At 51.9% G+C, this 23,961-nt stretch carries 18 protein-coding genes; 12 read left to right on the forward strand and 6 right to left on the reverse strand.

The features are described from left to right. Positions 1-141: 141 nt before the first annotated feature. From A7K91_RS24210 to A7K91_RS24230, 5 genes are all read right to left on the reverse strand, one after another. Positions 142-1,002 (reverse strand): alpha/beta fold hydrolase, encoded by an 861-nt coding sequence (locus A7K91_RS24210; protein WP_068687068.1) that lies wholly within the window; start codon positions 1,000-1,002, stop codon positions 142-144. A 122-nt stretch (positions 1,003-1,124) separates the two neighbouring features. After that, positions 1,125-2,414, reverse strand: a complete 1,290-nt coding sequence (locus A7K91_RS24215; protein WP_068687069.1) for an extracellular solute-binding protein — start codon at positions 2,412-2,414, stop codon at positions 1,125-1,127. A gap of 5 nt (positions 2,415-2,419) precedes the next feature. Next, positions 2,420-4,246, reverse strand: coding sequence for an ABC transporter ATP-binding protein (locus A7K91_RS24220; protein WP_068687070.1), 1,827 nt, complete (start codon positions 4,244-4,246; stop codon positions 2,420-2,422). A 394-nt stretch (positions 4,247-4,640) separates the two neighbouring features. Then, positions 4,641-5,192 (reverse strand): thioredoxin domain-containing protein, encoded by a 552-nt coding sequence (locus A7K91_RS24225; RefSeq protein WP_068687071.1) that lies wholly within the window; start codon positions 5,190-5,192, stop codon positions 4,641-4,643. Position 5,193: 1 nt separating this feature from the next. Continuing rightward, the gene (locus A7K91_RS24230) at positions 5,194-5,715 is read right to left on the reverse strand and encodes a MauE/DoxX family redox-associated membrane protein (protein ID WP_068687072.1); all 522 of its coding nucleotides are present in this window, start codon (positions 5,713-5,715) and stop codon (positions 5,194-5,196) included. A 793-nt stretch (positions 5,716-6,508) separates the two neighbouring features. Between A7K91_RS24230 and A7K91_RS24240 the strand changes: the two genes are divergently transcribed. The 4 genes from A7K91_RS24240 to A7K91_RS24255 all read left to right on the forward strand — a co-directional run bounded on the left by A7K91_RS24240 (position 6,509) and on the right by A7K91_RS24255 (position 12,688). Next, a complete protein-coding gene (locus tag A7K91_RS24240; protein WP_068687074.1) occupies positions 6,509-7,102 on the forward strand; it encodes a ribonuclease H-like YkuK family protein in 594 nt (197 codons plus the stop codon). A 408-nt stretch (positions 7,103-7,510) separates the two neighbouring features. Beyond that, positions 7,511-8,323, forward strand: a complete 813-nt coding sequence (locus A7K91_RS24245) for a nucleotidyltransferase domain-containing protein (protein ID WP_068687369.1) — start codon at positions 7,511-7,513, stop codon at positions 8,321-8,323. Positions 8,324-9,574: 1,251 nt separating this feature from the next. After that, the gene (locus A7K91_RS24250) at positions 9,575-10,999 is read left to right on the forward strand and encodes an RtcB family protein (RefSeq protein ID WP_068687075.1); all 1,425 of its coding nucleotides are present in this window, start codon (positions 9,575-9,577) and stop codon (positions 10,997-10,999) included. 363 nt (positions 11,000-11,362) lie between these two features. Then, the gene (locus tag A7K91_RS24255; protein ID WP_156739797.1) at positions 11,363-12,688 is read left to right on the forward strand and encodes an ATP-binding protein; all 1,326 of its coding nucleotides are present in this window, start codon (positions 11,363-11,365) and stop codon (positions 12,686-12,688) included. Between the two features lie 74 nt (positions 12,689-12,762). Here the strand turns inward: A7K91_RS24255 and A7K91_RS24260 are convergent, their stop codons facing one another. Continuing rightward, positions 12,763-14,070 carry a PucR family transcriptional regulator gene (locus A7K91_RS24260; protein WP_068687077.1) on the reverse strand — a complete coding sequence of 436 codons (1,308 nt, stop codon included), beginning with the start codon at positions 14,068-14,070 and terminating at the stop codon, positions 12,763-12,765. A 222-nt stretch (positions 14,071-14,292) separates the two neighbouring features. On the opposite strand from A7K91_RS24260, the gene A7K91_RS24265 reads away from it, so the two are divergent. The 8 genes from A7K91_RS24265 (at position 14,293) to A7K91_RS24300 (ending at position 23,877) form a co-directional block, all read left to right on the forward strand. Continuing rightward, entirely contained in the window at positions 14,293-15,333 is a 1,041-nt protein-coding gene (locus tag A7K91_RS24265) for a uroporphyrinogen decarboxylase family protein (protein WP_068687078.1), read from the forward strand. Between the two features lie 92 nt (positions 15,334-15,425). Continuing rightward, on the forward strand, positions 15,426-16,427 hold the full coding sequence (locus tag A7K91_RS24270; protein WP_068687079.1) for an ABC transporter ATP-binding protein: 1,002 nt from the start codon (positions 15,426-15,428) through the stop codon (positions 16,425-16,427). Next, on the forward strand, positions 16,411-17,409 hold the full coding sequence (locus A7K91_RS24275) for an ABC transporter ATP-binding protein (protein WP_068687080.1): 999 nt from the start codon (positions 16,411-16,413) through the stop codon (positions 17,407-17,409). The genes A7K91_RS24270 and A7K91_RS24275 overlap by 17 nt, the downstream gene beginning before the upstream one ends. Positions 17,410-17,446: 37 nt before the next feature. Beyond that, a complete protein-coding gene (locus A7K91_RS24280; protein WP_068687081.1) occupies positions 17,447-18,403 on the forward strand; it encodes an ABC transporter permease in 957 nt (318 codons plus the stop codon). A gap of 13 nt (positions 18,404-18,416) precedes the next feature. Further along, positions 18,417-19,337, forward strand: a complete 921-nt coding sequence (opp4C, locus tag A7K91_RS24285) for an oligopeptide ABC transporter permease (protein WP_068687082.1) — start codon at positions 18,417-18,419, stop codon at positions 19,335-19,337. A gap of 176 nt (positions 19,338-19,513) precedes the next feature. After that, the gene (locus A7K91_RS24290; RefSeq protein WP_082967723.1) at positions 19,514-21,175 is read left to right on the forward strand and encodes an ABC transporter substrate-binding protein; all 1,662 of its coding nucleotides are present in this window, start codon (positions 19,514-19,516) and stop codon (positions 21,173-21,175) included. 111 nt (positions 21,176-21,286) lie between these two features. Then, positions 21,287-22,681 carry a M20/M25/M40 family metallo-hydrolase gene (locus tag A7K91_RS24295; protein ID WP_068687083.1) on the forward strand — a complete coding sequence of 465 codons (1,395 nt, stop codon included), beginning with the start codon at positions 21,287-21,289 and terminating at the stop codon, positions 22,679-22,681. Between the two features lie 14 nt (positions 22,682-22,695). Then, the gene (locus A7K91_RS24300) at positions 22,696-23,877 is read left to right on the forward strand and encodes a metal-dependent hydrolase family protein (protein ID WP_068687084.1); all 1,182 of its coding nucleotides are present in this window, start codon (positions 22,696-22,698) and stop codon (positions 23,875-23,877) included. Positions 23,878-23,961 lie beyond the last annotated feature (84 nt).

The raw sequence follows: 23,961 nt of genomic DNA on the forward strand, positions 1-23,961 counted from the left end.
TATTGACCATAGGCAATGATTTTGGGTGTAAAAAAAAGACAAAACAAGTAGAGGGGCCGCTCTCACGACTCCTCTCCTTGCCTTTTCTAGGCCGACTATTTCTTCGGTAAAATGGTTTATTTCGCCTGTGCGGTCTAGACCCTAGCCTTCAGAGCTGGCAGCAACCTCGGCCTCGCCTTTGCTTCCGCCAAGGAAGCGGGTCACAATTTCATTAAATTTCTCTGGATGCTCCCAGAACGACAAATGTCCGCCAAGCACTTCCACTTTGGTTTTTGGCGTTAAACTTTTGGTAAATGCAGCGGCGGTTTCAGCCCAATGCTCCGATATGATAGTGAGCGTAGGGATGGATTCGCTGGCTAGCTTGGCTTCCGCCCGATAATCGGAGAACATGCCTGCCGCAAACAGGTTGGAAGCAATATAATGTGGCGTGCGAGCGGATTGCTCGATGAGCCAGGTTAACTCGTCGGCCGGGACCTCGCCCTGGAACATGACGCCGGTTACGTATTCCTTTACAAATTCGCGCTGTTTTTCGGCATCCTGCGTAGCAAAGAGATACGCTCCGGCAATATCGTCAAGCGGTCCTTCCACCCAGTCCGTTTCATGATTGAGGGATAGCGGCTTTGGCGACAAATCGATGGTGATCAGCGACTTCACCCGATCGGTCCCATGCTGTCGAATATATTCCCAAGCGGTGAGCGCTCCAAACGACCATGCCGCCAATGTTACTTTGCCCAGCTCAAGCGCATCCAGCACCTTCGCCAGGTCGGAGCCGTGCGTACTATAATTGTTTCCATGAAGGGTCACGGAAGAACGGCCCTGGCTGCGGGGATCAATCACGATAACGCGATTTGTCTGCTTGAAAAACTCTACCTGCTTCGCAAAAACCTCCGTTGTAAACGTCCATCCGGGGATCAATACAAGGGGCTCTCCTTGCCCTACATCTTGAATAAACAGCTCAACCCCTGGCTCTACTGCAATATAACGTCCGCCCTCTACTGCCATAATTGCTGCCTCCTTAAGGAACTGGAATGAATTTTAGATGACTTACATCTGTCATTCGCTATCCCGGGCCGCATTTCCTTCTTTATTAATAATTCTTTTCCGATAAAAATAGTCAGATATTATTACCACATCCCTCTTTGAGTAGAAAACAGCGTTTCTACCATGCCTGCAAGCTGCTTAAGCGCAGTCTCGGGGGAATCTTGCTGGAACAACGTCGGCAATAGGTTTGCGAACTCTTCAGACCGTTCGTTAAGAATGCCATAGTGATTAATCATCCCTGGATTCAATTGGAACGTTGCAGGCGCGGAAATCTCTGATTCCAGCTTCATAACGGTTAGCAGCTCATCCTGCTGCGCCAGCGGCTTGGTGCTAAACTTGTCGTTTTTCATCGCCAGCGCGTTAAAATTGGCAAAGCGCACAGTCTCCTCTTCACCCTCGCTGGTCAGCGTCTTCAGCAGCTCCATTGCCGCTGTTTTGTTCGGCGAGTTGGCCGCAATTGCGAGTCCTGTCGTCAGCGCCGTATTATGCCGATTTCCATCTGGGAAAATCGGCATGCGGGCGATTCGAAGATTGGTGTTTTCATCCAGCAAGGAATATAAATCGGAGGGCCTTCCCATTCCAAGCGCTTTATGTCCGGCCTTGTTTGCCTCGCCTGAGGTATGAAGCCGCATATCGGAGCTATATTGATCAAAAGCGGCTATCGTCGAATCGTTATCCAAATAGTTGATAAACTGCATGCCGTCCTCCGATGTATAAGTACCTCCAAGACCCTTAATGATAGGCTCGATAGCATCGAATTTATCAGGGATATTCACAACATAACCTTCCGCTTTCAACTGCTGCGACGCCATGATGAAATCGTCCCATGTCCACTCTTCTGTAGGCGCTGTTATATACAGCTCGCCAAATACCTTTGCATCATAATACATAATCATAGGCTCGCTTTTGATGGGAAGCATGTAGGCGACTCCATTCAACCTCGTCCCGTCAACCAGCTTTGCAAACCCATCCTTCCACCTTGATATCTGGACAAAAGGATCAAGATCCTCGAAGTCGTTCCCGTTGGCAACCCAACGAATCTGATACGGCGCCACCTCCATAAGGTCGGGTAATGGGTCTTGAGGAATCGTAGAAGGCTCTCCTGTTGTGAAGCTAATATCAATCAGCTCGATCTCGAGGTCAGGATGCTGATTTTCAAAAGCCTTCAATTTATCGTAAATCGGTCCTTTTACGGATGAGTCAAGAGGATGCACACGCCCAGATGCAAATGGCTGGCCTATCGCAATCCGCAGCTTTCCTGAAAGCTCCTCCTCATCCTCCTTCAGCGGGTCTATTCTATTTTGGCATGCCGAGAGGAGGAAGAGGAGAGAGACAATCAACATACTGACAATGGTTCTTCTTATTCTTCTCATCAGGATTACGCCCCCTTATAGCTTGCTTCTTGTAAATACCATTCGGCCTGAGATTCATACATCTGCTTATATTCGCCGCCTAGCTTCATAAGCTCATCATGTGTGCCCTGCTCAACCAGCTCTCCTTGCTTTAATACCACAATCCGGTCTGCTATACGGCAGCTGCCTAACCTATGGGATACGAGAAACGTAACCTTCCCTTCGGACAATTGATGAAACTGGCGATATAGCTCCGATTCGGTAGTGGGGTCCAGCGATGCCGTCGGTTCATCCAATACGACAATGGAGCCGTCATTAAAATAAGCCCTGCCGAGCGCAAGCTTCTGCCATTGGCCAATCGACAGCTCCTGCGCATTCTGAAAGCCCGCCCCTACCTGCGTATTGTAGCTATTTGGCAAACGATCTATAAATTCCGCCGCGCCCGATAAGCCTGCAGCCGCCTCAATTGCGGCTAGATTATCAATACGCTCCACGTTGCCAAACCCGATATTTTCTTTAACGCTTCCGTGATAATGGACATAATCTTGAAAAACCGCGGATACGTGATTTCGGAATGATGCAACATTTATATCCTTTAAATCGGTATGATCATAGGTAATGCTGCCCTCGTAGCTTTGATGAAGACCGATCAGGCAATGAATAAGCGTGCTTTTACCTGCCCCGTTTTCCCCGACGATTGCAACGGTCTCGTTTTTGTTGATGCGAAACGAAATATTGTTTAGTGCAGGCTTTGTGCTGCCAGGATAGGTAAAGCTGAGGTTATTCACCGAAATACCCTCCTGCACCTTCCCGGTAAACGCCGGCTTATCCTCATTTTTATGCTCTTCTTCTGTATCCATGAATGTAAAAAACTCTTGAATAATCATGCTTTCCTCGTAAAATTGCGATAAGCTGTAGGCTACATTTTTCATTTGCGCTTGCGTCGACGAAAGAATTTGTGATACGGCCACAAAAGTGCCGAGCGACAGCTTCCTGGAGAAGCACACCCAGAGCACGTAAACGGAGTAAGCAAGCAAAGTCACCGTATTCCAGCCGTCGATACCCGAGCGAGTGCTAATCGACTTTTTGTCTACCTTTCTTTGCTCGCGCGCGTTTTTCCAATAATAGTCGCCCCATTCCTTCAGAAAAGCAGGCGCCAAACGATAAATGCGAAGCTCCTTGGCCGCAAAACGTTGGGTGAGCAGCTCGAACAAATAGACAAGCCGTCTTACATACGGCGTTTGATAACGCTGAAGCCAAAAATTCCACTCGCCGATTTTCAAATGAACAAGCAAGGTCGGGATTGTGCCGGCAATTAAAGCAATAATTAACAACCAGCTAAACTGTGTAAGAAGAACGATGTAACCAGCCAGTGTAAAGAGGCATTCCACTATCGTAAGTATAAGCTCCAATAGCCGGAAGCCGCGAACGGAAATGTTCGACTTTGCCCGTTGCAACGTATCGTAATAGTCCGCCTGATCGAATAAAATCAATGGGATGTTTGCGGCTTTATGAGCCAGCATCTCCTCCAGACGATATTCGAACCGTTGTTTGAGCAGCACGCTCATATATTCAGAAACAGCCTCCAGTCCGATCCGGACAGCGCTTAATACCGCAATCAACAATAACCATTTCACTGGATCAATCCAGGGAGCGGAGCCTGTTAGCGCTGCCGCCGCCGAATCGGTTGATTTTAATAATAAGAAGGCCTGCCCTGCCGGAATAAAAGCCACTATAATCTTGATGAGAACAATCGCTGCAAGAAGGAACGGCGCAATCCTGATCAGCAGCGGGAGGATTTTGCCAATGACTGAAATAATCAAATTTAGTTTACCGGAAGACGCCCCGTTCATCTTAAACCTCCATAAACAGAGGGACTGTCTGAAAAGTCAAGTGAAACGAATAATTATTCAGCAGAGGGACCGGAGGGGAAAGGGTGTCTTGAGGGCGAGTTTTTTTGTCTGCTTTTATCCACTACAAACAGGATTAAAATAAAGCGGACAAAAATGTTTGAGCTTCCAAGACACCCTTTTCCGGAAGGGACCGGTTTTGCTGATTAATTATTTACCGTCACAGACTTTTTGGACAGCCCCGTTGTTTCTTAATTAACAAACACATTCTTTTCTGCATACCCTATCAAGACTATCGTAATAGACCAGCCATTTTGACGTTCCGCAAGAATTGGCGCTGCAGTACGCGCTAACAATTACACATCCCATCGTTTTCACCTCCTTTCAAAAGTTGGCATTAGCCCGCTTTACCCATAGCGTTCTCCATATACCTTCCCTCGTTAAGCAAAATATCGAGATCCTCTTCCTTTTGCGTGCCGCCTTTGTTGAACACGATTCCGGATGGCGATAAATAATAAGCGTAAGGGAAAGCGGGAACCTTGGAAATGGGAAACAAATCCGGCGTAAAATGATACACGGGCACCTGCACGTTATTTTCGTCTATCTTCTTGCGGATAAGCTCCGGGTCTCCATCCATATACAAGGCGATGCTGACATCATTCCTTTTGGCATATTCAGTAACGATAGGATAAATGCCCTGGCAGGATTGACAGGTGGCCGATGTAAACAACAAAATGTTCCCTTTTTGCTCGTTTGACTCTCTCCAGTCCCCGCCCTGAATCGGAGCAGCGTGAAAATCGGGGAAGGCTTCCATAAGGGGCAGTCCGAATTTTTGCATGACCAGCCGTTTGTCGTTTTTCTGCTGGCCGTGTGATGTAAAAAACGCGGCCGTCAACGCAAGCACCAGCAGCCATAAAACGATTTGTGCTATCAATTGCGGATCATTCATGCTAGACCTCCCCTTTCCTTATGGCATTCCAGTTGGCAATGACTCTGGCGACGACTACGTAAAGGACAAGAATACCGACCGAGGCAACAATTTGATAAAAAATTTCCGTAGACGGCCTTGAATATAAACCAGCGTCCGAACCGATCATTCCATAACTAGTCATTGCAATGAGCACGATTAATCGGGCAAGCCCGCTCCAGCCCAATGTGCCGGGCATGATGCTTCCAAAGCAGTTGCAGTCGATCCTTTTCTTTTGAACGATGGCCCGTATTGTTATAATCGTAAAAGAAAATAGAAGGGCTAAAAGGGATGCTCCCCCGACAAATCGCGACTTCGGAATAAGGAGCAAAATCACGCTTGCCGCTTCGGCAACCGGAATGGCTGCAGCCGTGAATCGGCGGTAACGACGCGGGATGCCAATCCCGTAAAGCGTTTTCATAAATTCGGCTGGCGAAAGCAATTTCTGTACGGCCGCAGCCATAAAAATGCCCGCCAACATAAATACAAAGTACGATACAATCACGAATCACAACCCTCTCTTTTTATGAGATTCCGTAAACTGCAGTAATTGGATAAATGATGTATTTATTACAATTTAAATAGTATTGTGTCAATCATAAGGAAACAACCTTACATATTACAGTTATTTCCTGTCATCACCCATGTTGTTCTGCAGCTAAATTCATGTTATTTACTGTAAAAAATCAGCATATGATTCAGGGGGAACGGGGAACAATTGCAATAGGAAGAACGTTTTACATGGCGGTTTCTTTGGTGGTGACATTGTGTTGTTCAACTTGTATAGCTGCCTGCATGATTATTTTTTTGCTTTAATTGGTTTGTTCGCCAGTTGACAAAGGCAATAAGAAAGTGCTAGGATGGGGAACAATATTATTCCAGTGAAAGGAGAGACTGACATGTACGAGGCAACGTTTAGCCATAGCGAGCTCAATTACCATGCACTTTTTAACGAAACACAGCTCCTGCCCGTTGTTTCGCCATGGGAGGGTCGCTCCGAATCCGTATCTCAATTGCATAGCTGCAATCTTTACAAGCGCAATTTAGGACTCCGCAGGCGAGTCATTCTTAACAACGCCTGATTGCCGGAGCGATCATCTTGATATGCGTTTTTGTAAAGACTGCTTGTTGCCAAGCGGTCTTTTTCTATGCCCGAAGCAGGCTAATGTCCTGTTGACTGGGAGTAGGGAAAGAGCGAGGCAGCGAGAAGTCTTTTTTAGTTCCGAGCGTTAACTAAGGTGTGTATGCACACTCTAAATCGAAGGAAAGGAAGCCGGCAGGCCTTGCAGGTGACTACCATGAAAAATCAGAATATTCCCATGATTCATGAAAATGTATTCCGAAACGTATCCGAACAGGAGCTGACACTGGATGAGGTATTCCGCCGCATCGCGGCATTTATGAAGGCTGACCCAAGAGCGGCTTACCAGCTAGTCATTGGAACCGATGCGCAGGTGCATGCCGGCCACACCAAATTTATAACCTCCATCGTCATATTCAGGCCGGGCAAAGGGGCCTGGTTCTGCTACCGGCAGGTCATTATGCCTCGCGAGATTGCCTCTATCCAGGAGAAGCTTGGGCTGGAAACAACCTTTAGTCAGGAAATCGCCATGTATTTTGACCATGAAAAAAGGGCGGAGCTGGAGGACATTGTTTTGCCGCATGTGTATCTCGGCGCCGGTCTTCAGCTGTTTATTGATATTGACGCGGGCACGGATGCCAAGCGCAACCGAACCGCGGCGTATGTCAGCGAGATGGTGGGCCGGGTAGAGGCGATGGGCATGGAGGCCCGAGTGAAGCCGGAAGCCGTAGTGGCGTCCGCCGTCTCCAACCGGTTTACAAAAAGCCCATACCGCAGAGAGAAGCGGGTTCATACCACGCTCTCCAGCTAACCGCTCGCGGGAGGGGCCAGCTTGTTCCGGCTAGATCGCGTTAAAGGCATCTCGTGAACCTTGCGAGATGCCTTTTTGCGGTAGAACGTCTTGTGGCCAAAACCATACTTACGTGGCCCCCACGCCACCCTGCCAGTTAGGTAACCGATTTTGGCTATCGGAGCCTAGAACATAAACATTAAGTGAGTTCATGTGCTCTTCGCTATACTTTCACCATGTTCAGACAGGATGCCATGCGTCAAAATGAAACCAACAGCAATCTCGGCAATGCCGGTTGGCATGAGAGAAAAGAGAGAAGTGAAACCAATGGAACAACAAAAAGAACTAAGACAATCAAAAGAACGAATACAGCACAAAGAACAAATACAGCACAAAGAACGAAATGAAATGGCAGAGGCAAGCAAAGCCATGGATGCAAGGAATGCACGGGATGCTAAAGAAATGCCCGAAATCATCCGCAGCGAGCTGAAGAGGCTGGAGCAGGAGGAGGATATAAGGATTTTGTACGCATGCGAATCCGGCAGCCGGGCTTGGGGGTTTCCGTCGCAGGATAGCGACTACGATGTGCGATTTATCTATATCCGGCGGCCGGAGTGGTACTTGTCCATTTTTGACAAGCGGGATGTGATCGAACGCCCCATAACCGGCAAGCTGGATTATAGCGGATGGGATTTGCGCAAGGCGCTGATGCTGTACCGCAAATCGAACCCGCCGCTGCTGGAGTGGCTGCAATCGCCGATGTCCTACCTGGAAAGCTTCAGCGTGGCGCAATCGCTCCGAGACATGTCCCCGCTGGCTTTTGCGCCAAAATCATGCCTGTATCACTATCTGAACATGGCGCGTGGCAACTTTCGTACGTACCTCCAGGGGGAGCGGGTTCGCCTCAAAAAATACTTTTACGTATTGCGCCCCGTTCTGGCCTGTCAATGGATTATGGAGCGCGGCACCATGCCTCCGATCCAGTTTGATGTGCTGGTAAAAACGCTGCTGCCGCAAACAGGGGAGCTGCGCGAGACGGTGGAGGATTTGCTTGTACGCAAAAAACGCGGCGATGAGCTGGATGAAGAACCGCAGCTTACGGTCATCAACCGTTACTTGGAGGAGCAGCTTGCACAATTGGAGCATAAAGCCGCAGCTGTCCCTCCTGCCCCTGAAAGCATAGATGAAAAGCTGGACGCATTGTTCCGGTCTGCGCTTCAGGAGGTTTGGTCCGTCAATTAGGGCGTGCAGGCAAGGGGGGCATATTGCCAATTGATGGCGATGAAGCTGGAGGATATTGGCCCGGACAACGAAAGCTACAACCAGATCGCGGCTGACCTGCTGTTCGAGGTAGCGAGGAAAGCGAAGATTGACCCGCGGCTGTAAAGTGACGCAAACCTACAATGACTATAAGTGTTTATTACCTTGATCTTGGTTTACGGTTATCTGTATGATAGGACTATCTTAAAGAAAAGGAGGCCGACGTGACATGACCGCTAGTTGCCGCAACGACGCAGGGGTTCAACAACATATCGTTTTAATTGTTCATCGGCCTCTACGGGCCTGCGCAAGCATTTACGTTTCTGCATGATCCTAATCACGGGATTAAATCAGCTTGTCTTGTACAAAACAGTCAATAAAACGGCCGAACTAAAACGGTTTTCAGTTTAGTTCAGTTTGTAAAAGACTATTTTGTACATAGGCAATATGTATGGAACAACATTGTACGTGATACCATGTACGTGACAACATATATGCAAATATGTGTTGGAGAAAGCTGTTTGCACAAAAACCGTAAGTCCATGGACTTGCGGTTTTTGTGTTTTTTAAGAGGCGGAGCCTCGCATGAAGCGGTTTTTCATGAAATTAATGTAGGTGACATCCCAAGGATTGAAGCACCAGAAACGCAAAAAGCTAAAACGCATAGAGCAACAAGAATATAGAGAGTAACAAGAATGTAGAGAGCAACAAGAATGTAGAGAGTAACAAGAATGTAAAGAACAACAAGGAAACAGAGAGAGCAACAAGAATGTAAAGAACAACAAGGAAGCAGAGAGAGAGCAACAAGAATGAAAAGAGCAACAAGGAAGCAGAGAGTAACAAGTATGTAGAGAGCAACAAGAAGACATAGAGAGTATCCAGAGCAAAAAGAGCGATTTTGTACGATTTTTCACACAAAAAAATGTGATTTAAAGTAAAAGAAAGGTGTTTTATATGATAGATCGTACAAAATACCAATTAGTTCCCAGAAAAACTTGCAGTTTGTACGATAAATCGTACAAAAAGGCTAATATGGCATTAGTAATCCCAGCTTTTATACGAAATATCGTACAATCTGTATTTTCGTTTGAGATTTTTAACTCCAGGCAACAAACAACAAGCAATAAACAGCAAGCAATAAACAACAAGCAACTAATCTGGCTAATACTGTACTCGGCTTGCAGCAGGCTTGACCATTCATTGTTTACAAACAGAGAGGATTGAACAAAAGAGATGAATAAGCAAAACAGTTATTACAGGGTGATCGATCTCCCGGCGGGAGAACTGCATGTGTATGCGCATGACGATCTCTTCTACGCAATGGGGAACAAGGTGCTGGAGATGGCGAACAATAACTTGCAAATTCCCGGCATTCGCCATATGAGCTATACGCCTGACGCCCATGTGGGCGTGGGCACCTGCATCGGCACAACGGCGGTGTGGGGGACGGAGGACGGTTATATCTCACCCTCCATCGTAGGCAGCGACATCGGCTGCGGCATGAGAATGCATCTGACCAACTTGCAGGGGAGCGACCTCAAGGACGTCCGTTTGCGCCGCAGGCTCGTCAAAGCGATTGAAAAAAGAATTCCGGTGGAGAATCACGCAAGGGGTTATTTCTCCGACATTTGGCTGGAGGATGTGCTGCGCAAGGGGCTGCACGGGCTGCCGGGCAAATATGTGCCGGATTCCTACACCCCGCGAAAAGCGACCTCTCTGACGCATGTCGAAAACAGCCGCTTCAGCTTCAGGGAAACCGAGCTGGACCGGATACCGGAAAATCTGTATCACCGCGCCCATCGTCAGCTTGGAACGCTGGGCAACGGCAATCATTTTATCGAGATTCAGGAAATTGCGATAGAAGAAAATAAACGTGATCTTGCCGGGCAATGGGGACTGAAGGATGGTCAAATCGCCGTTATGATTCATTCCGGCTCGCGCTCCTGGGGCGGGGCCGTCAATCAATACGGAGGTTCCCAGGTGGCCAAAACGATGAGCAAGCTGGGCCTTGGCACGGCTGATCCCAAGCTGGCATTTGCGCCGCTGCAAAGCGATGCGGGCCAAAGCTACGCCAACCTGATGTATTCCGCGCTGAACTATGCGGTCGTCAACCGTCATTTGATGGCTTATGCGGTGCGAGACGCCTTCAAGGAAGTGATGGGCTCCAAAACGGAGCTAACTACTCTGTACGACCTCATGCACAATTATTGCAGCGAGGAAACCCATGGAGGAGAGGAACTGCTCATCCACCACAAGGGCACAACCCGGGCGCTTCCGGCCGGTCATTCCGGCAACCCGGCCCCTTACCGCGAAACGGGGCATCCCGCGCTTATTCCCGGCTCCATGGGAACGGCGTCGTATTTGATGGTCGGCGTGCCGGAGGGGGCTGCCAACTATCATTCCATCTGCCACGGGGCAGGCAGAGTCCGTTCCCGCAATGCGACCAAGCAACTGGTGACGGTGGATGAGTTTGCGTCCTCCATGCGGATTGGGCAGGAGGATGAAATAGTGTTGAATACCCGCGCTCTGGAGGCGCTGGTGGACGAGTCGCCGCAGGCCTACAAGGATGTGGATCAAATTATAGACAGCGTGGTGCAGGCAAGGCTTGCCGATGTTGTGGCAAAATGCCGCCCGTTGGCGGCAGTAAAAGGAGTTTAACCTATGAAAGTAATTAAAATAGATAGCAATCCTGAGAATAATAGGATAAGAGAAGATGGAATGGATACTATGACGAGAGAAAATACAAAGGATACTATGACAAGAGAAAACAGAATGGATGATAGGATGAAGAGCAAAGTAGAAATGAATCAACTGGTAGGGATACCGACAACCGACCAACCTGACCAACCTGATCTACCTGACCAGCCTGACTTGCCTGACCAACCCGGCCAACCTGACCAACTTGCCCTGCCTGACCAGCCTGACCAACCTGACTTGCCTGACCTAGCTGACCAACCTGATCTACCTGACCAGCACCAGCCTGACCTGTATGCCCTACCCCACTTGGACGCTGGTTTACAGGTGGACTTTGTATCGGAGGCAGACATCAAGCCATTCGCGGCTGCAGCTAGCGCACCGCCCTTTATTGTGCGGGGAGGCGAAGCAGGGGATCGCGTGCAGGGGGAGCGGCATTATTTTGACTATATAGAAGCTGTTCAGCGCATTCGTGATTATTTGGAGCGGCGGCTTGGAAGCGGGCTGCGGCTGTATTACCAGGATGACGGAAATGAAATCTGGAACGGGCTCGAGGAGGACGTAAATCGCGGGTATGAAGGCGTGGAGCATGCGGCGGGCCTTTACGATCTGGTGGAAACGAACGTATTCCAATACGATGCTGATACTACGACGGAGCATGGCGCTTATACGATTCGTCCTGCGATCCGCAACAACCTGTTTATTTATCCAAGGCACTGGATCGCGCTTGCGCGTGTGCCCAAGCTGGTTCAGCATGGAATCGGGTTTGAGGATTTGATCTTTTGCGAGTCGGACGAATGTTTGATGGACTTTTTGGCGGAGATGAGGGAACGGCAGCTGTCCGACCCGACGGTGAAGGTGTTCACGGATACAAGGGATGGCCTGGAGCATAGCCGCGAGCCGATTTCCCAGGTGGTCAGCCGGGATGATGTGTTTATGGAGGATGAGCTGAAAACGCAAATTTACCGTTCGCTGGACGAGTTTTTTTCCAAGGATCGTTCATTCTTCCAAACCTACGGCATTCCTTACAAAAGAGGGATTTTGCTCTACGGCAAACCAGGCAACGGAAAAACGACCTTGGTCAAATCCATCTCCACCTCCACAAAAGCGCCGGTGGCTTATTGGCAAATTACCGAATATACGAGCAGCGGCTCCATTCAGGAGGTATTTGCGGCGGCGACCCAGATGGCTCCGATGGTGCTGGTGATCGAGGACATCGACTCCATGCCGGAATCCTGCCGCTCCTACTTTCTGAACACGCTGGACGGCGCAACGTCGAAGGAAGGCGTTTATCTGATCGGCACAACCAACTATCCGGAAAAAATAGACCCCGCGCTTATTAACCGGGCCGGCCGCTTCGATCGCGCTTACGAGGTCAAGCCGCCCGACGCCGCTTTGCGTCTTTCCTACATGAAGTACAAGGGACTGCCTCGTTTGGCGGATGAGGCTGCGGTAGAGAGAGCGGCCCGCAATTCGGAAGGCTTTTCGCTGGCTCAACTGGGCGAGCTGTACGCCTCGGCGGCGCTTCAGATGCATTATGAAGGCAAGGCGGATCTGGATAGCCTGATCGCGGAAATGAAAGCCGACCGCAGCAAGGAGCGCAGCAATGACTGGATGAGCGCCGACCAAACACGGAAGGTCGGTTTTGCTTGAGCTTCATGCTCAAAGCGTCCTGGCCTCAATATCCGGAAGCTGGAATAAAGCCGGAAATTGAAGGGCGGAGCCTTTTACATCGCTTGCTCCGTCTGCATTTCCTCCTTCACCAAATCATATGCCCGAATAGCGACCTCCAGGCATAACCTCCGTTCCGGTTTTAAATAATCGCTGCCAAGCAGCTCATCCAGCTTGTCCAGCCGATGATAGAGCGTTTGCCTGTGGATGAACAGGCGTTCGGCGGTTTCCTGCTTGGAGCCCATGCAGGATAAATAGTGATCCAGTGTTTGGAGCAGCGATGTCCCTCCAGCTTGCTCATAAGCGAGCAGCGGGCCAAGGTGGCTCTGAACGAACTGGATCAACCGGGCGGTATCGCCTATGCTTTTCAGTATTTGATAAATTCCCATATCCTCGTAAAAAACACTCCCCGCAGGCCGTTCCTGCAGCATGCGCGTAATCGCCACAGCGTCCAGCGCTTCCCGGTAGCTTTGGGCAGCATCGCGAAGCGAAGCTTTCATATGACCAAAGCCCGCCTGGATACGCAGAGATTCCTGGGGACGGAGCTGGCCGGATTTCATAAGCAGCTCCGTTACTTTGCGCAGCGACTGCTTTACCTTTTCCCATTGTGCCTGCCTGTTGCCGAAGGTTTCCCGGATACATAGCAAATGGATGACGTTATTGTGCAAAAGCAGCAAATTATAGATGCCGTGTGTGGATAGAAGCGTACGAAGGAGCATCGCGATATCCTGATTGGGTCCTTTAGAAGAAAATCCTTCATCCTGCTGCCCCGAGCGGTCCAAAATAACGGCGCCGGAAACAAACAAATAATGACCCGCCGACAAGGAAGGCAAACCAATCTGGGCCAGCATTTGATCCTCATGTGGAATTTCGCCGAACAGGATGCCATGGACTAACGAAGCATGGACATCACTTGTCCGGTCGTCCAGCACCAGCTTGCGCAGCAGCAGCTGCTCTGCGGTTTTGCCCGCATAATCCAGCAGAAGGCCGATAAAAATTTCATTTTCTCCGCAGGTTTCGTTCTTCTTTGCCGCAATGCCGATATAGGACAACACATGTCCAAGACCCGACACAGGCTGAAGAAAAACGGTATGTCCTCCCGACAGCGTCAGGCGGATTTGCTTTCTGCCGGTTGGAGGCTGGCGTTCCAGCAGCTCCTCGGCTTCCTTCAGCATGTCCTTGCCGTGCTCTCCCACTGCAGGAAGACAGAAGGAGGGTTCCGTTATGGAGCTGTACAGCGACGTTAGGGAAGTGAAGGATCTCAGGCACTCGACAATCGTATGGACCTCTGCCGTTTTTATAACGGCTTGCTGCAGGCGATGCGAAAAGTCGGCAAGCTTGCCCAGATTATGCTCTATCTCCATGATGAATCCCTCCTCTCCTCATTCTGAAAGCCTTTTTTATCAAAATCGTCATACAAAACGTAAAATCAAATCGGCAATAGATTGGACATTTCGTATGAAGAAATGAAAAAAATGTCGTTTATAATACAAGTATAAGATATCATAGTTAGCCTATCGGATATTAAGAATTATAGTATGAGCGGTTTAAAAAAACCATTCCGAAATATAGGAAGGATGCTCGAAATGACAATCGAATGGACAAAAAAAGCGCGTTTTCTTCATATTTTGAGAGACGGTCAGGCTGCGGACCGTCCGCTGGTGTCGGCTTGGCGGCATTTTATCGAAGCCGAGCGGGACAGCGAATTGCTGGCTGCGGCCACGGTTGCTTTTCAACGGGAGCACGATTGGGATTTTGTCAAAATCAATCCCCGGACGACGTATTATGCAGAGGTTTGGGGCAACGAATACGACTATGACAGCTATGACGGCGTGGTGCCGGCTGTAGCCAAGGCGCAGCTTGCGACGATTGACGATCTGCGCCGGATTACAACCCGCCCGGCAGACGCAAAGCCGTTTCTGGAGCAGCTTCATACGATTGCAGGCGTGCGCCGCGAGCTTGGACCGGAGGTGCCGATTGTTCAGACCTTATTTTCGCCGCTAGCCGTGCTGGAATATTTGGGCGGTCATCGCACGCTGGCATCCTATCGGCCCGCGATCCGCGAGGCATCGCCTCTGCCGGGATTGCTGGCGGCCAATCCGGACGAGGTCCATGCCGCTTTGCGAAACATCACCGAAACGCTGGCGGGTTATGCCAAAGCAGCGCTGCAAGCAGGGGCGGACGGCATCTTTTACGCGGTGCTGGGTTTGGCGCGCGACGGTTATTTGACAGAGGAGGAATACGAAGAGTTTGGACGTCCGTATGACCTGCTTCTGCTTAAGGAAATTGCACCTGCACCCGTTATTCTGCATACCTGCGGACCGGAGGCGCATCCCGAACGGTTTGCGGACTATCCGATATCGGCGCTTCATTGGGCAGATACCGCACCTGGCAACCCGGCTTTGACGGAAAGCTTTATTTGGCCGGATAGTCCTGTTGCGGTGGGTGGAGTGGACGAGCGGTTGTTTGCGTCTGCGGGATCGGCGGAGGAAGTGGCGAGACAGGCCAAGAAGGCGATTCAGAGCTTGGCCGGACGGCCCTTTGTGCTGGCGCCGGGCTGCGGCTTGCCTCTGAAATCGGATGCAGAGTCGCTGCGGGCGCTGAGGGCGGCAGTGGAGAAAGCGTAAAAAAGGAAAGCTTGCAAAACGGACAGGCTTAGCCCCTCTCCAGACGACAGTAAGCGGGTAGAGGGAATGGCGACAGGAAAGGGGGAGGCGCTTTGGAAGCGGTGCTTGAGGTTCGACAGGTTCAAGTCACATTCAAAACGGAAAAAGGCGAGATCGCGCCTGTTGAAAATGTCGACTTTCAATTGGGCAAAGGGGAAACGATTGCCATTGTCGGCGAATCTGGCAGCGGCAAAAGCGTAACCACCTTGTCCATTATGGGCCTGCTTGGAAAAGCGGGCAGAGTAAGCCGCGGTTATATTTCATTACATGGACGGGAGCTTACGGGGCTTTCGGCAAAAGAGCTGAACCGGATACGCGGCAATGACATTTCCATGATTTTTCAGGAGCCGATGAGCGCACTGAATCCGGTATTGACCATCGGGCATCAGCTTTCCGAGCAAATCCGCAAGCATAGGGGGCTAGGTCGCAAGGAGGCCCGCGCTGAAGGAGAGGCGATGCTGAGGAGGGTTGGCATAGCACGGGCGGAGTCCATTATGCGGGAGTATCCTTTTGCCCTCTCCGGAGGCATGCTGCAGCGGGTCATGATTGCAATGGCTATGTCCTGCAATCCCAAGGTGCTGATTGCCGACGAGCCTACTACGGCGCTTGATGTCACCATACAAGCGCAAATTCTGCGGCTGATGAAGGAGCTGAAGAAGGAGTTTGGCACCTCTATTCTGCTGATCACTCATGATATGAACGTCGTAGCCGAGATGGCTGATCGGGTCATTGTTATGTATGGAGGAGAAGTGGTGGAGGAGGCGGATGTGTTCCAGTTGTTCGATCATCATCGGCATCCCTATACAAAAGGGCTTCTGGAATGCATTCCCCAGATTGGCAGCGGAAAAGGAGAACGACTGGCAGCGATTCCGGGATCAGTGCCGCTGCCGCAGCATATGCCCCGGGGCTGCCGCTTTCAGGATCGCTGCGCCCATGTGATGGACAAATGCAGAGAGCAGCATCCGCCGCTAAAGGATGCCGGCAAAGGGCATAAGGTGCGCTGCTGGCTGACCTGTGAAGGAAAGGAGGGGGAGGAAAATGGGGGGACACCATGACAGCGAACGCAATGGCGGCCCTTTGCTGAAGGTTGATGGACTAAAAAAGCATTATCCCGTCCGTTCCGGCTTGTTTGGCAGAAATACCGGACAAGTCAAGGCGGTAGACGGCGTTTCGTTTCGTCTTGAGCAAGGCCGTACACTTGGCATCATCGGAGAGTCGGGAAGCGGAAAGTCGACGATGGGAAGGCTTATCCTGCAACTGGAGAAGCCGACTGAAGGCGGCGTGACCTTCCAGGGCCGGGAGCTGACGGGAATGACTGAGCGGCAGCTTCGTCCCATGCGGACCGATATGCAAATTGTATTCCAGGACCCCTATTCCTCGTTGAATCCCCGCAAACGGGTTGGCGACCAGCTTGGCGAGCCCATTCGGGTTCATCGGCTGCTGGAAGGCGCGGCGGTGGAGAAGCGGGTACAAGAATTGCTGGAGATTGTTGGTTTGTCCGGACACTATCGGAATCGGTTTCCCCATGAGTTTTCGGGAGGCCAGCGCCAGCGTATCGGCATTGCTCGAGCCTTGGCGCTGAATCCCAAGCTGATCGTATGCGACGAGCCGGTATCGGCGCTGGATGTTTCCATTCAGGCGCAAATTTTAAACTTGCTCAAGGATTTACAGGGAGAGCTTGGTTTGACCTACCTGTTCATCGCGCATGGATTAGGAGCTGTGGATTACATCAGCGATGAGATCGGGGTTATGTATTTGGGCAAGCTGGTTGAAATCGGGGACAGCGCGAGGCTGTTCGGTTCCCCCAGACATCCCTATACCGCCGCCTTGCTGGCTTCCAATCCGCCGGGAAGTCCGCATGACCGGCGCCGCGAAGAAAGCGTGCTGCAGGGAGATATTCCAAGCCCTCTTCATCCCCCCGCAGGCTGCCGTTTCCATACGCGATGCCCCTATGCGCAGAAGCGCTGTGGCACGGAGGAGCCAGTATTGACTGGCGAGGGCAGCCATAAGGTTGCATGCCATTATCCGCTGCATTGACCAAGCTCCCTGACAAGACCTGACTAGGAGGAAGAGCATGCTTAATTATTTGCTGCGCCGCATCCTGATCGCGATTCCGGTCCTTGCGGGGATAACGCTGTTCAATTTTCTCATTATCAATATGGCGCCGGGCAATCCTGTGGAAATGTTTATCAACCCCTCCATGAGCCAGGCGGATATTGATTTGCGGAAGGAGCAGCTCGGCATCGACGACCCGGTGTTTATTCAATATTTTCGCTGGTTGGGCAATATGCTGCAGGGAGACTTCGGCTATTCCTATTCCAGCTACGAGCCGGTAGCCAAGGTAGTTGGCGCGCGGATCGGGCCTACGCTTATATTGATGGGCTCGTCTCTGCTGCTGGCCTATATCATTGCCGTTCCAATCGGCATTCTCAGCGCAAGAAAGCAATATTCATGGCTGGATTATTCCGCAACATCCTTTTCCTTTCTCGGCGTATCCATCCCCAACTTTATTCTGGGACTAGGCGGCATTTATTTGTTTGCGCTCACCTGGAAGCTGTTCCCGACAGGCGGGATGTACACGCTAGGCAAGGAAAAGACATTTGGCGATCTTCTTCATCATCTGATCATGCCGGCGCTGATTCTGGCTACCGCTTCGGCGGGAAGCATGGTGCGGTACGTTCGTTCCAGCGTGCTGGAGGTGCTGGGGCAGGATTACCTGCGGACGGCGAGGGCAAAAGGACTATCGGAATTCGTCGTCATCAACAAACACGCGCTTCGGAACGCGATGATCCCGATCATAACGGTGGTGGGACTCGACGTGCCGCTTCTGTTCGGCGGGGCGGTCATTACGGAGCAGGTATTCGGCTGGCCGGGCATGGGGCAATTGATGATTCAATCCATTGGCTCGCGCGATTATCCGACGTTGATGGCAATTAATCTGATTGCGGCGGTCGCCGTGCTGGCCGCTAATCTTTTGACGGATATCGCTTATGCGGCGGCGGACCCTGCGATCAAATACGGCAAACGATGAAGGGAGACAGATCATGAGTGACAAAACGGTTCTGACGGACGGCGAGAACAGCCGGAGCTCGTCATCGCCGGCCGCTCCGGCAGAGCTGGACGGCGGGTGGAAGCAGCTGGCCAGACGTTTTTTTCGCCACAGGCTGGCCGGGGCGGGGTTGATCCTGTTCGCTTTGCTGGCGTTAATGGCGCTGTTTGCGCCGCTGATCGCTCCCTTTGATCCTTATGCCATCGGACGCTCTTACCAGCCGCCTTCGTGGACGGGCGGACATTTGCTAGGCACGGATCAGAGCGGCCGCGATGTGCTCAGCCGGCTGATTTATGCTTCGCGGGTTTCGCTGTCGGTCGGAGTGGGGGCAGTAGCCATCTATGTCGCTATCGGCACGTTGGTTGGCGCTGTGGCGGGATATTTCGGCGGCTGGATCGACAGTCTGGCGATGCGGGCTACGGATGTGTTTATGTCCTTCCCCTATCTGATGGTCATTCTGGTCATGGTCAGCGTGCTGGGACCAAGTCTGGGCAACATTATTTTGGCGCTAGGCCTTCTTGGCTGGCCGTCTGTGGCACGCCTGATCAGGGGCGGGGTGCTGTCAGTAAAGGAAAAGGAATACGTCAAGGCCGGGATTGCGCTTGGCTATAGTACGCCCAGACTTCTGTTTTTGCACATTTTGCCCAATGTGCTTGCGCCCGTTCTCGTCAATGCCACCTTCGGCATTGCCGTGGCGATCATTACGGAAGCATCGCTCAGCTTTCTTGGCATGGGCGTCCAGCCTCCGACCGCGAGCTGGGGAAATATGCTGATCGAGGCTCAGTCCTTCTCTACGCTTTCCGGCCGCCCATGGCTGTGGGTACCGCCGTCCTGCATGATCATTATCGCGGTTATTTCCATTAACTTTATGGGCGACGGATTGCGCGACGTAATGGACCCCAAAGGCAGGCGCTGAATAGCGGCGATGGATAAAGCCGGATAAAAGTCTTTCACAGGTTTTGCGCAAGCTCGGCGAGCCGTCGCAATTGGCGATGGAATGCAAGCTGCTGGTGACGCTGCGAGGCAGCCGGCGTTAGAGACGGAATCAGAAAAGAGCATCACCTACAAACACGAATATGGAGGGTTTCACGCATGTTGAAAAAATCTACATCTCTGCTTCGCCTGCTCGTTATCGTTTTGGCTATTACGGTCATTGCGGCTTGCAGCAGCAACAATAACGCCGGCACCTCCGGTACGGCTTCTCCAGCCGCGAGCAACGCATCGGAGGGCGGGGACAAGTCTGCCGCCGACAAAACGCTATTTATCGGCATGTCCATTCCGCCTGTTGCGTTTAATCCGCTGGCGAACGGCGATATCGCATCCACCTATGTACAAGGCTTCCTGTTTGATCCGCTGCTCGTTATGGATGGTCCGCTAAGCTTCGTGCCCAAGCTGGCTGCATCGATCGAGTCGGAGGACAACCAGAATTATACGATCAAGCTGGACGAAAAAGCGGCCTGGTCCGACGGCACTCCGCTTACGGCTGACGATGTAATCTTTACGCTGAACCGTGCGGCTGATCCGCAAGTAAATTCCGTTTACGGCGCTTACGTTTCCATTCTGGAAGGCGTGGAAGCGACAGGCAAGCTGCCGGAGGGACAAAGCGAAATTCCGTCCGTCAAAAAGGTCGATGACCATACCGTCACGTTGACGACGAAGCAGCCGGTTGACCCCAATCTGGTGAAGGAGCAAATCGGCTCCAAAATTTTGATCCTGCCGAAGCATATTCTTGAAAATGTCGCCAAAGATCAACTAGCGCAAGACCCGTTTATGCTAAACCCGACCGTGACAAGCGGGGCATTCAAATTCGTGAAGTACGAAAAGGATCAATACGTGCAGCTTGCTGCCAATACCGACTACTATCAAGGCGCGCCTAAGCTGGGCAATGTCTATATCAAAATTTTGACCGTGCCGAATCTGGTGGCTCAGCTGCAGAGCGGAGAGATTCATATGACCTCCGGCGGCTCCCCTGCCAAAATTCCGGTTCAGGATTATGAAACGATTCAAAACCTGCCGGATGTAACAAGCAGCATCGAACCAACGCTGAACTTCCAGACTGTGCTGATCAATCAAGCCAAGCTCACTAATGTGGAATTGCGCCAAGCGATTGCATACGGCATCAACCGCCAATTTATCGTGGACGAGCTGCTGGCGGGCACTGGAGAAATCATCAACAGCCCTTATACCTCTCTGCATGCGTACAGTAATCCAGACGTCCAATCGTATGACTACGATCCGGAGAAATCCAAAGCGCTGTTCCAGCAAGCGGGATGGAACTTTGACGACACGCTGGAGCTGATCGTGCCGACGGGCAACCAGATCCGGGAGCAGGTAGCCAACATTATCGTCGAAAATTTGCGTCAAGTCGGCGTGAAGGCCCAAATCTCCACCTTCGACTTCCCGACCGTTATGCAAAAAGCGCGCGCGGGCGAATACGACCTGCTGCTGATGGGCTTCACCTTTACGATGGACCCTGACTATACGTCGCTTTACGGCAGCAATGAGCCGTACAACTTTATGAAATACGAAAGCGCGGAAAACGACCGTTTGCTGCTGGCAGGCAAAAACGAAGCCGATCCGGCCAAGCGCAAAGAGATTTACAACCAGCTGCAAGAGCTTTGGCAGAAGGATCTGCCGCTGATCACGCTGTATTCAGACCCGGACTTTATCCCGGTATCCAAAAAAGTCATCAAAGGCGGACCTAAAGTATTCGGCACCTTCGCAGAGCTGCAAAACTGGGATATTGCCGAATAAGCTCCGACAACTTGAGCATTCGATAACTTGATGATTCATTAATATGCTGATTTATGCAGGTTTCGTCGTTTATTGGCCGGCCTGCTGATGCAGCGGAAGGAGGAGAATAACATGTCCAAAAAAGAAGCGGACCGCTGGCTGCAAGGTGCAGAAGAGGCGTATCCTCTTGCGGTCAGGCTGCTCGGGGAGATGGTGTCCATCCCTTCCGTTGCGGCGCAGCACCGGGGCATCCCGGAGGCGGCATCCTGTGTGTTGCGGAGCGTGGAGGAATTGGGCGGCGAGGCGTTGATCTTCGACGACCTTCCCGGCAATCCCGTCGTGTACGGCTTTTTCCCTGCAGGCACGGGCGGCGATTCCGGCAAGACGCTGTTGTTCTACAACCATTACGACGTGCAGCCGGAGGAGCCGGCAGAGGAGTGGGAAACGCCGCCTTTTGCGCTGACAGAGCGGGAAGGGAAGCTGTTTGGCCGCGGCGTTGGCGACAACAAAGGCGATATCGCCGCGCGTCTTGCGGCGGTTGACCTGCTCCGGCGGCAGCCGGGCGGCTTGCCCTGCAACGTCAAGTTTATGGTGGAGGGCGAGGAGGAAATCGGCAGTCCGAATTTGGCTCCTTATGTGGCCAAATACAGTGATTATTTTGCGGCAGACGCTTGTATCTGGGAATTTGGCTATAAGGATGAAGGCGAGCGCCAGGGCCTGGTTGCGGGTTTAAGAGGGCTGCTCTATATGGAGCTGATCTGCAAGGGGGCCGATCAGGACCAGCACTCGCTGTCCAGCGGCTACATAGACAATCCTGCGCTCCGTCTGGCGCATGCGTTGTCGAGCCTGAAGGATCAGAATGGCGAAGTGACGGTGGAAGGCTTTCACGACGATGCAAAGGAGCCAACCCCCGAGGAACTGGAAGCGGTCAGGAAGCTTCCGTTTGACGGCGAAGCAATCAAGAAGCTGTATGGCTTGCGCCTTCCCTTGCTGACGGAGCGTTCCGGCAAGGACCCGCGCGTCGTCACTGCCTTTGAATCGCTGCTCACCGTCTGCGGCATCCATGGCGGATATACCGGCAGCGGGGCCAAAACGCTTATACCAAGCGAAGCCATTGCCAAGGTAGAGGTAAGGCTTGCTGCGGGGCAGGAGCCGCAAACTATCCTTCGCCTGCTCCGCGCCCATCTGGACAGGCACGGTTTCGGCGACATCCATATCAACGTGCTGAACGACCGGCAGCGGGGCTTTCGTTCGAATTTGTCGGACCCCTTCGTTAAGCTGGTCCAGCGCACAGCGGAGGAATTGTACCCGGACGGCGTTACGTTAACGCCAAGCCATCCGGGCTGTGGGCCTATGTATGATCTCGGCTCGGTGCTTGAGCTGCCGATTGTGAGCACAGGCATCGGCTGGATCGGCTCACGCTACCACGCGCCGAACGAAAATGTTCGGATCGGCGACTTGAAGCAAGGCATCGCCCATATCGCCTTGCTGCTAAGCCGTTTTGGTCAACCGATAACGACTACCTGACAGGAGGCAGCAGCATGAAAATACTGAAAAATTGCATCTTGATCGACGGCCTGTCCCAAGAGCCACTGGATAATGCTTACGTCGTCATTGACGGCGATTCAATCGCAAGCGTAGGACGGGGAGACTATCCCGCGGCCTCTGGCGAAGTAATCGACTGCCAGGGCGCTTATGTATTACCTGGCTTGATCGACACGCATGTCCATCTGATCTGGAACGGCTCGTCCCATCCGCAGACGCTGATTTCCGGGGCCGACCCCGAAACCGTCACGCTTTATGCCTATCGTCATGCGCTGCAGACGTTGTCTCTGGGCATTACATCCGTTCGCGATCTTGCTTCTCCGTTCAAAACGGTGCTGCAGCTCCGCAACGCCATTAACGCCAATCTTCTTGTTGGCCCAACTATTGTGGCGTCCGGTCCGTCAATCAGCATGACGGGCGGGCATATCCACTATATCGGCGTGGAAGCCGACGGCGAGGACGAGGTTCGCAAGGCGGCGCGGGGTTTGCTGAAGCAAGGCGCCGACGTCATCAAGGTGATGGCGACAGGCGGCATCTATACAAACGGCGAAGAGCCGGGCTCGGTCCAGATGACGCTGCCCGAGCTGAAGGCAGCCCGCGAGGAAGCGGTCAAAAAGAACAAAAAAACCGCAGCTCACGCGCAAGGCTTGCAGGGCATCATCAATTGTCTCGATGCCGGCATCGAAACGATCGAGCATGGCATTTACGCGGACCGCGAAACGCTTATCCGCATGAAGGACCAAGGAGCATATCTTGTGCCGACCATGATTGTATTCCGCAATCTAGCATCGGACAGCGGCATTCCGCCGTGGGCGCACAAAAAGGTGCAGCATGTGCTGGAGCCGCATCGCAGCATGCTGGAGCAGGCCGTGTCGCTGAAGGTCAAGATCGCGACGGGAACCGACTGCGGCTCTCCCGCCACGCCGCCCAGGTTTTATTTTGACGAGCTGATCATTATGCAAGAAGCGGGCATGACGCCGATGGAGGTTATCCATGCTTCCACGCGGGTAGCCGCGGATTGTATTGATCTTCATGACCGCGGCACAATCGAAGCCGGCAAAAAAGCCGATTTGCTGATCGTGCAGGATAATCCTCTTCAGAACTTGAATGTTCTTAGGGGAGACAAGCAGGTGGTGAAGGACGGCCGTTTTATAAGTGGAAAGCTGCTTTTGCTGTGACGGTGCGTAACAGTTAAAGGGAGGCTGCCTGAGTTCTCTGCCCGGGCGGCCTCTTTTCTTTCCATACGACAAAAAAAGGGGGCA

Origin of the sequence: Paenibacillus oryzae (assembly GCF_001675045.1) — a bacterium.
Classification (GTDB): domain Bacteria; phylum Bacillota; class Bacilli; order Paenibacillales; family Paenibacillaceae; genus Pristimantibacillus; species Pristimantibacillus oryzae.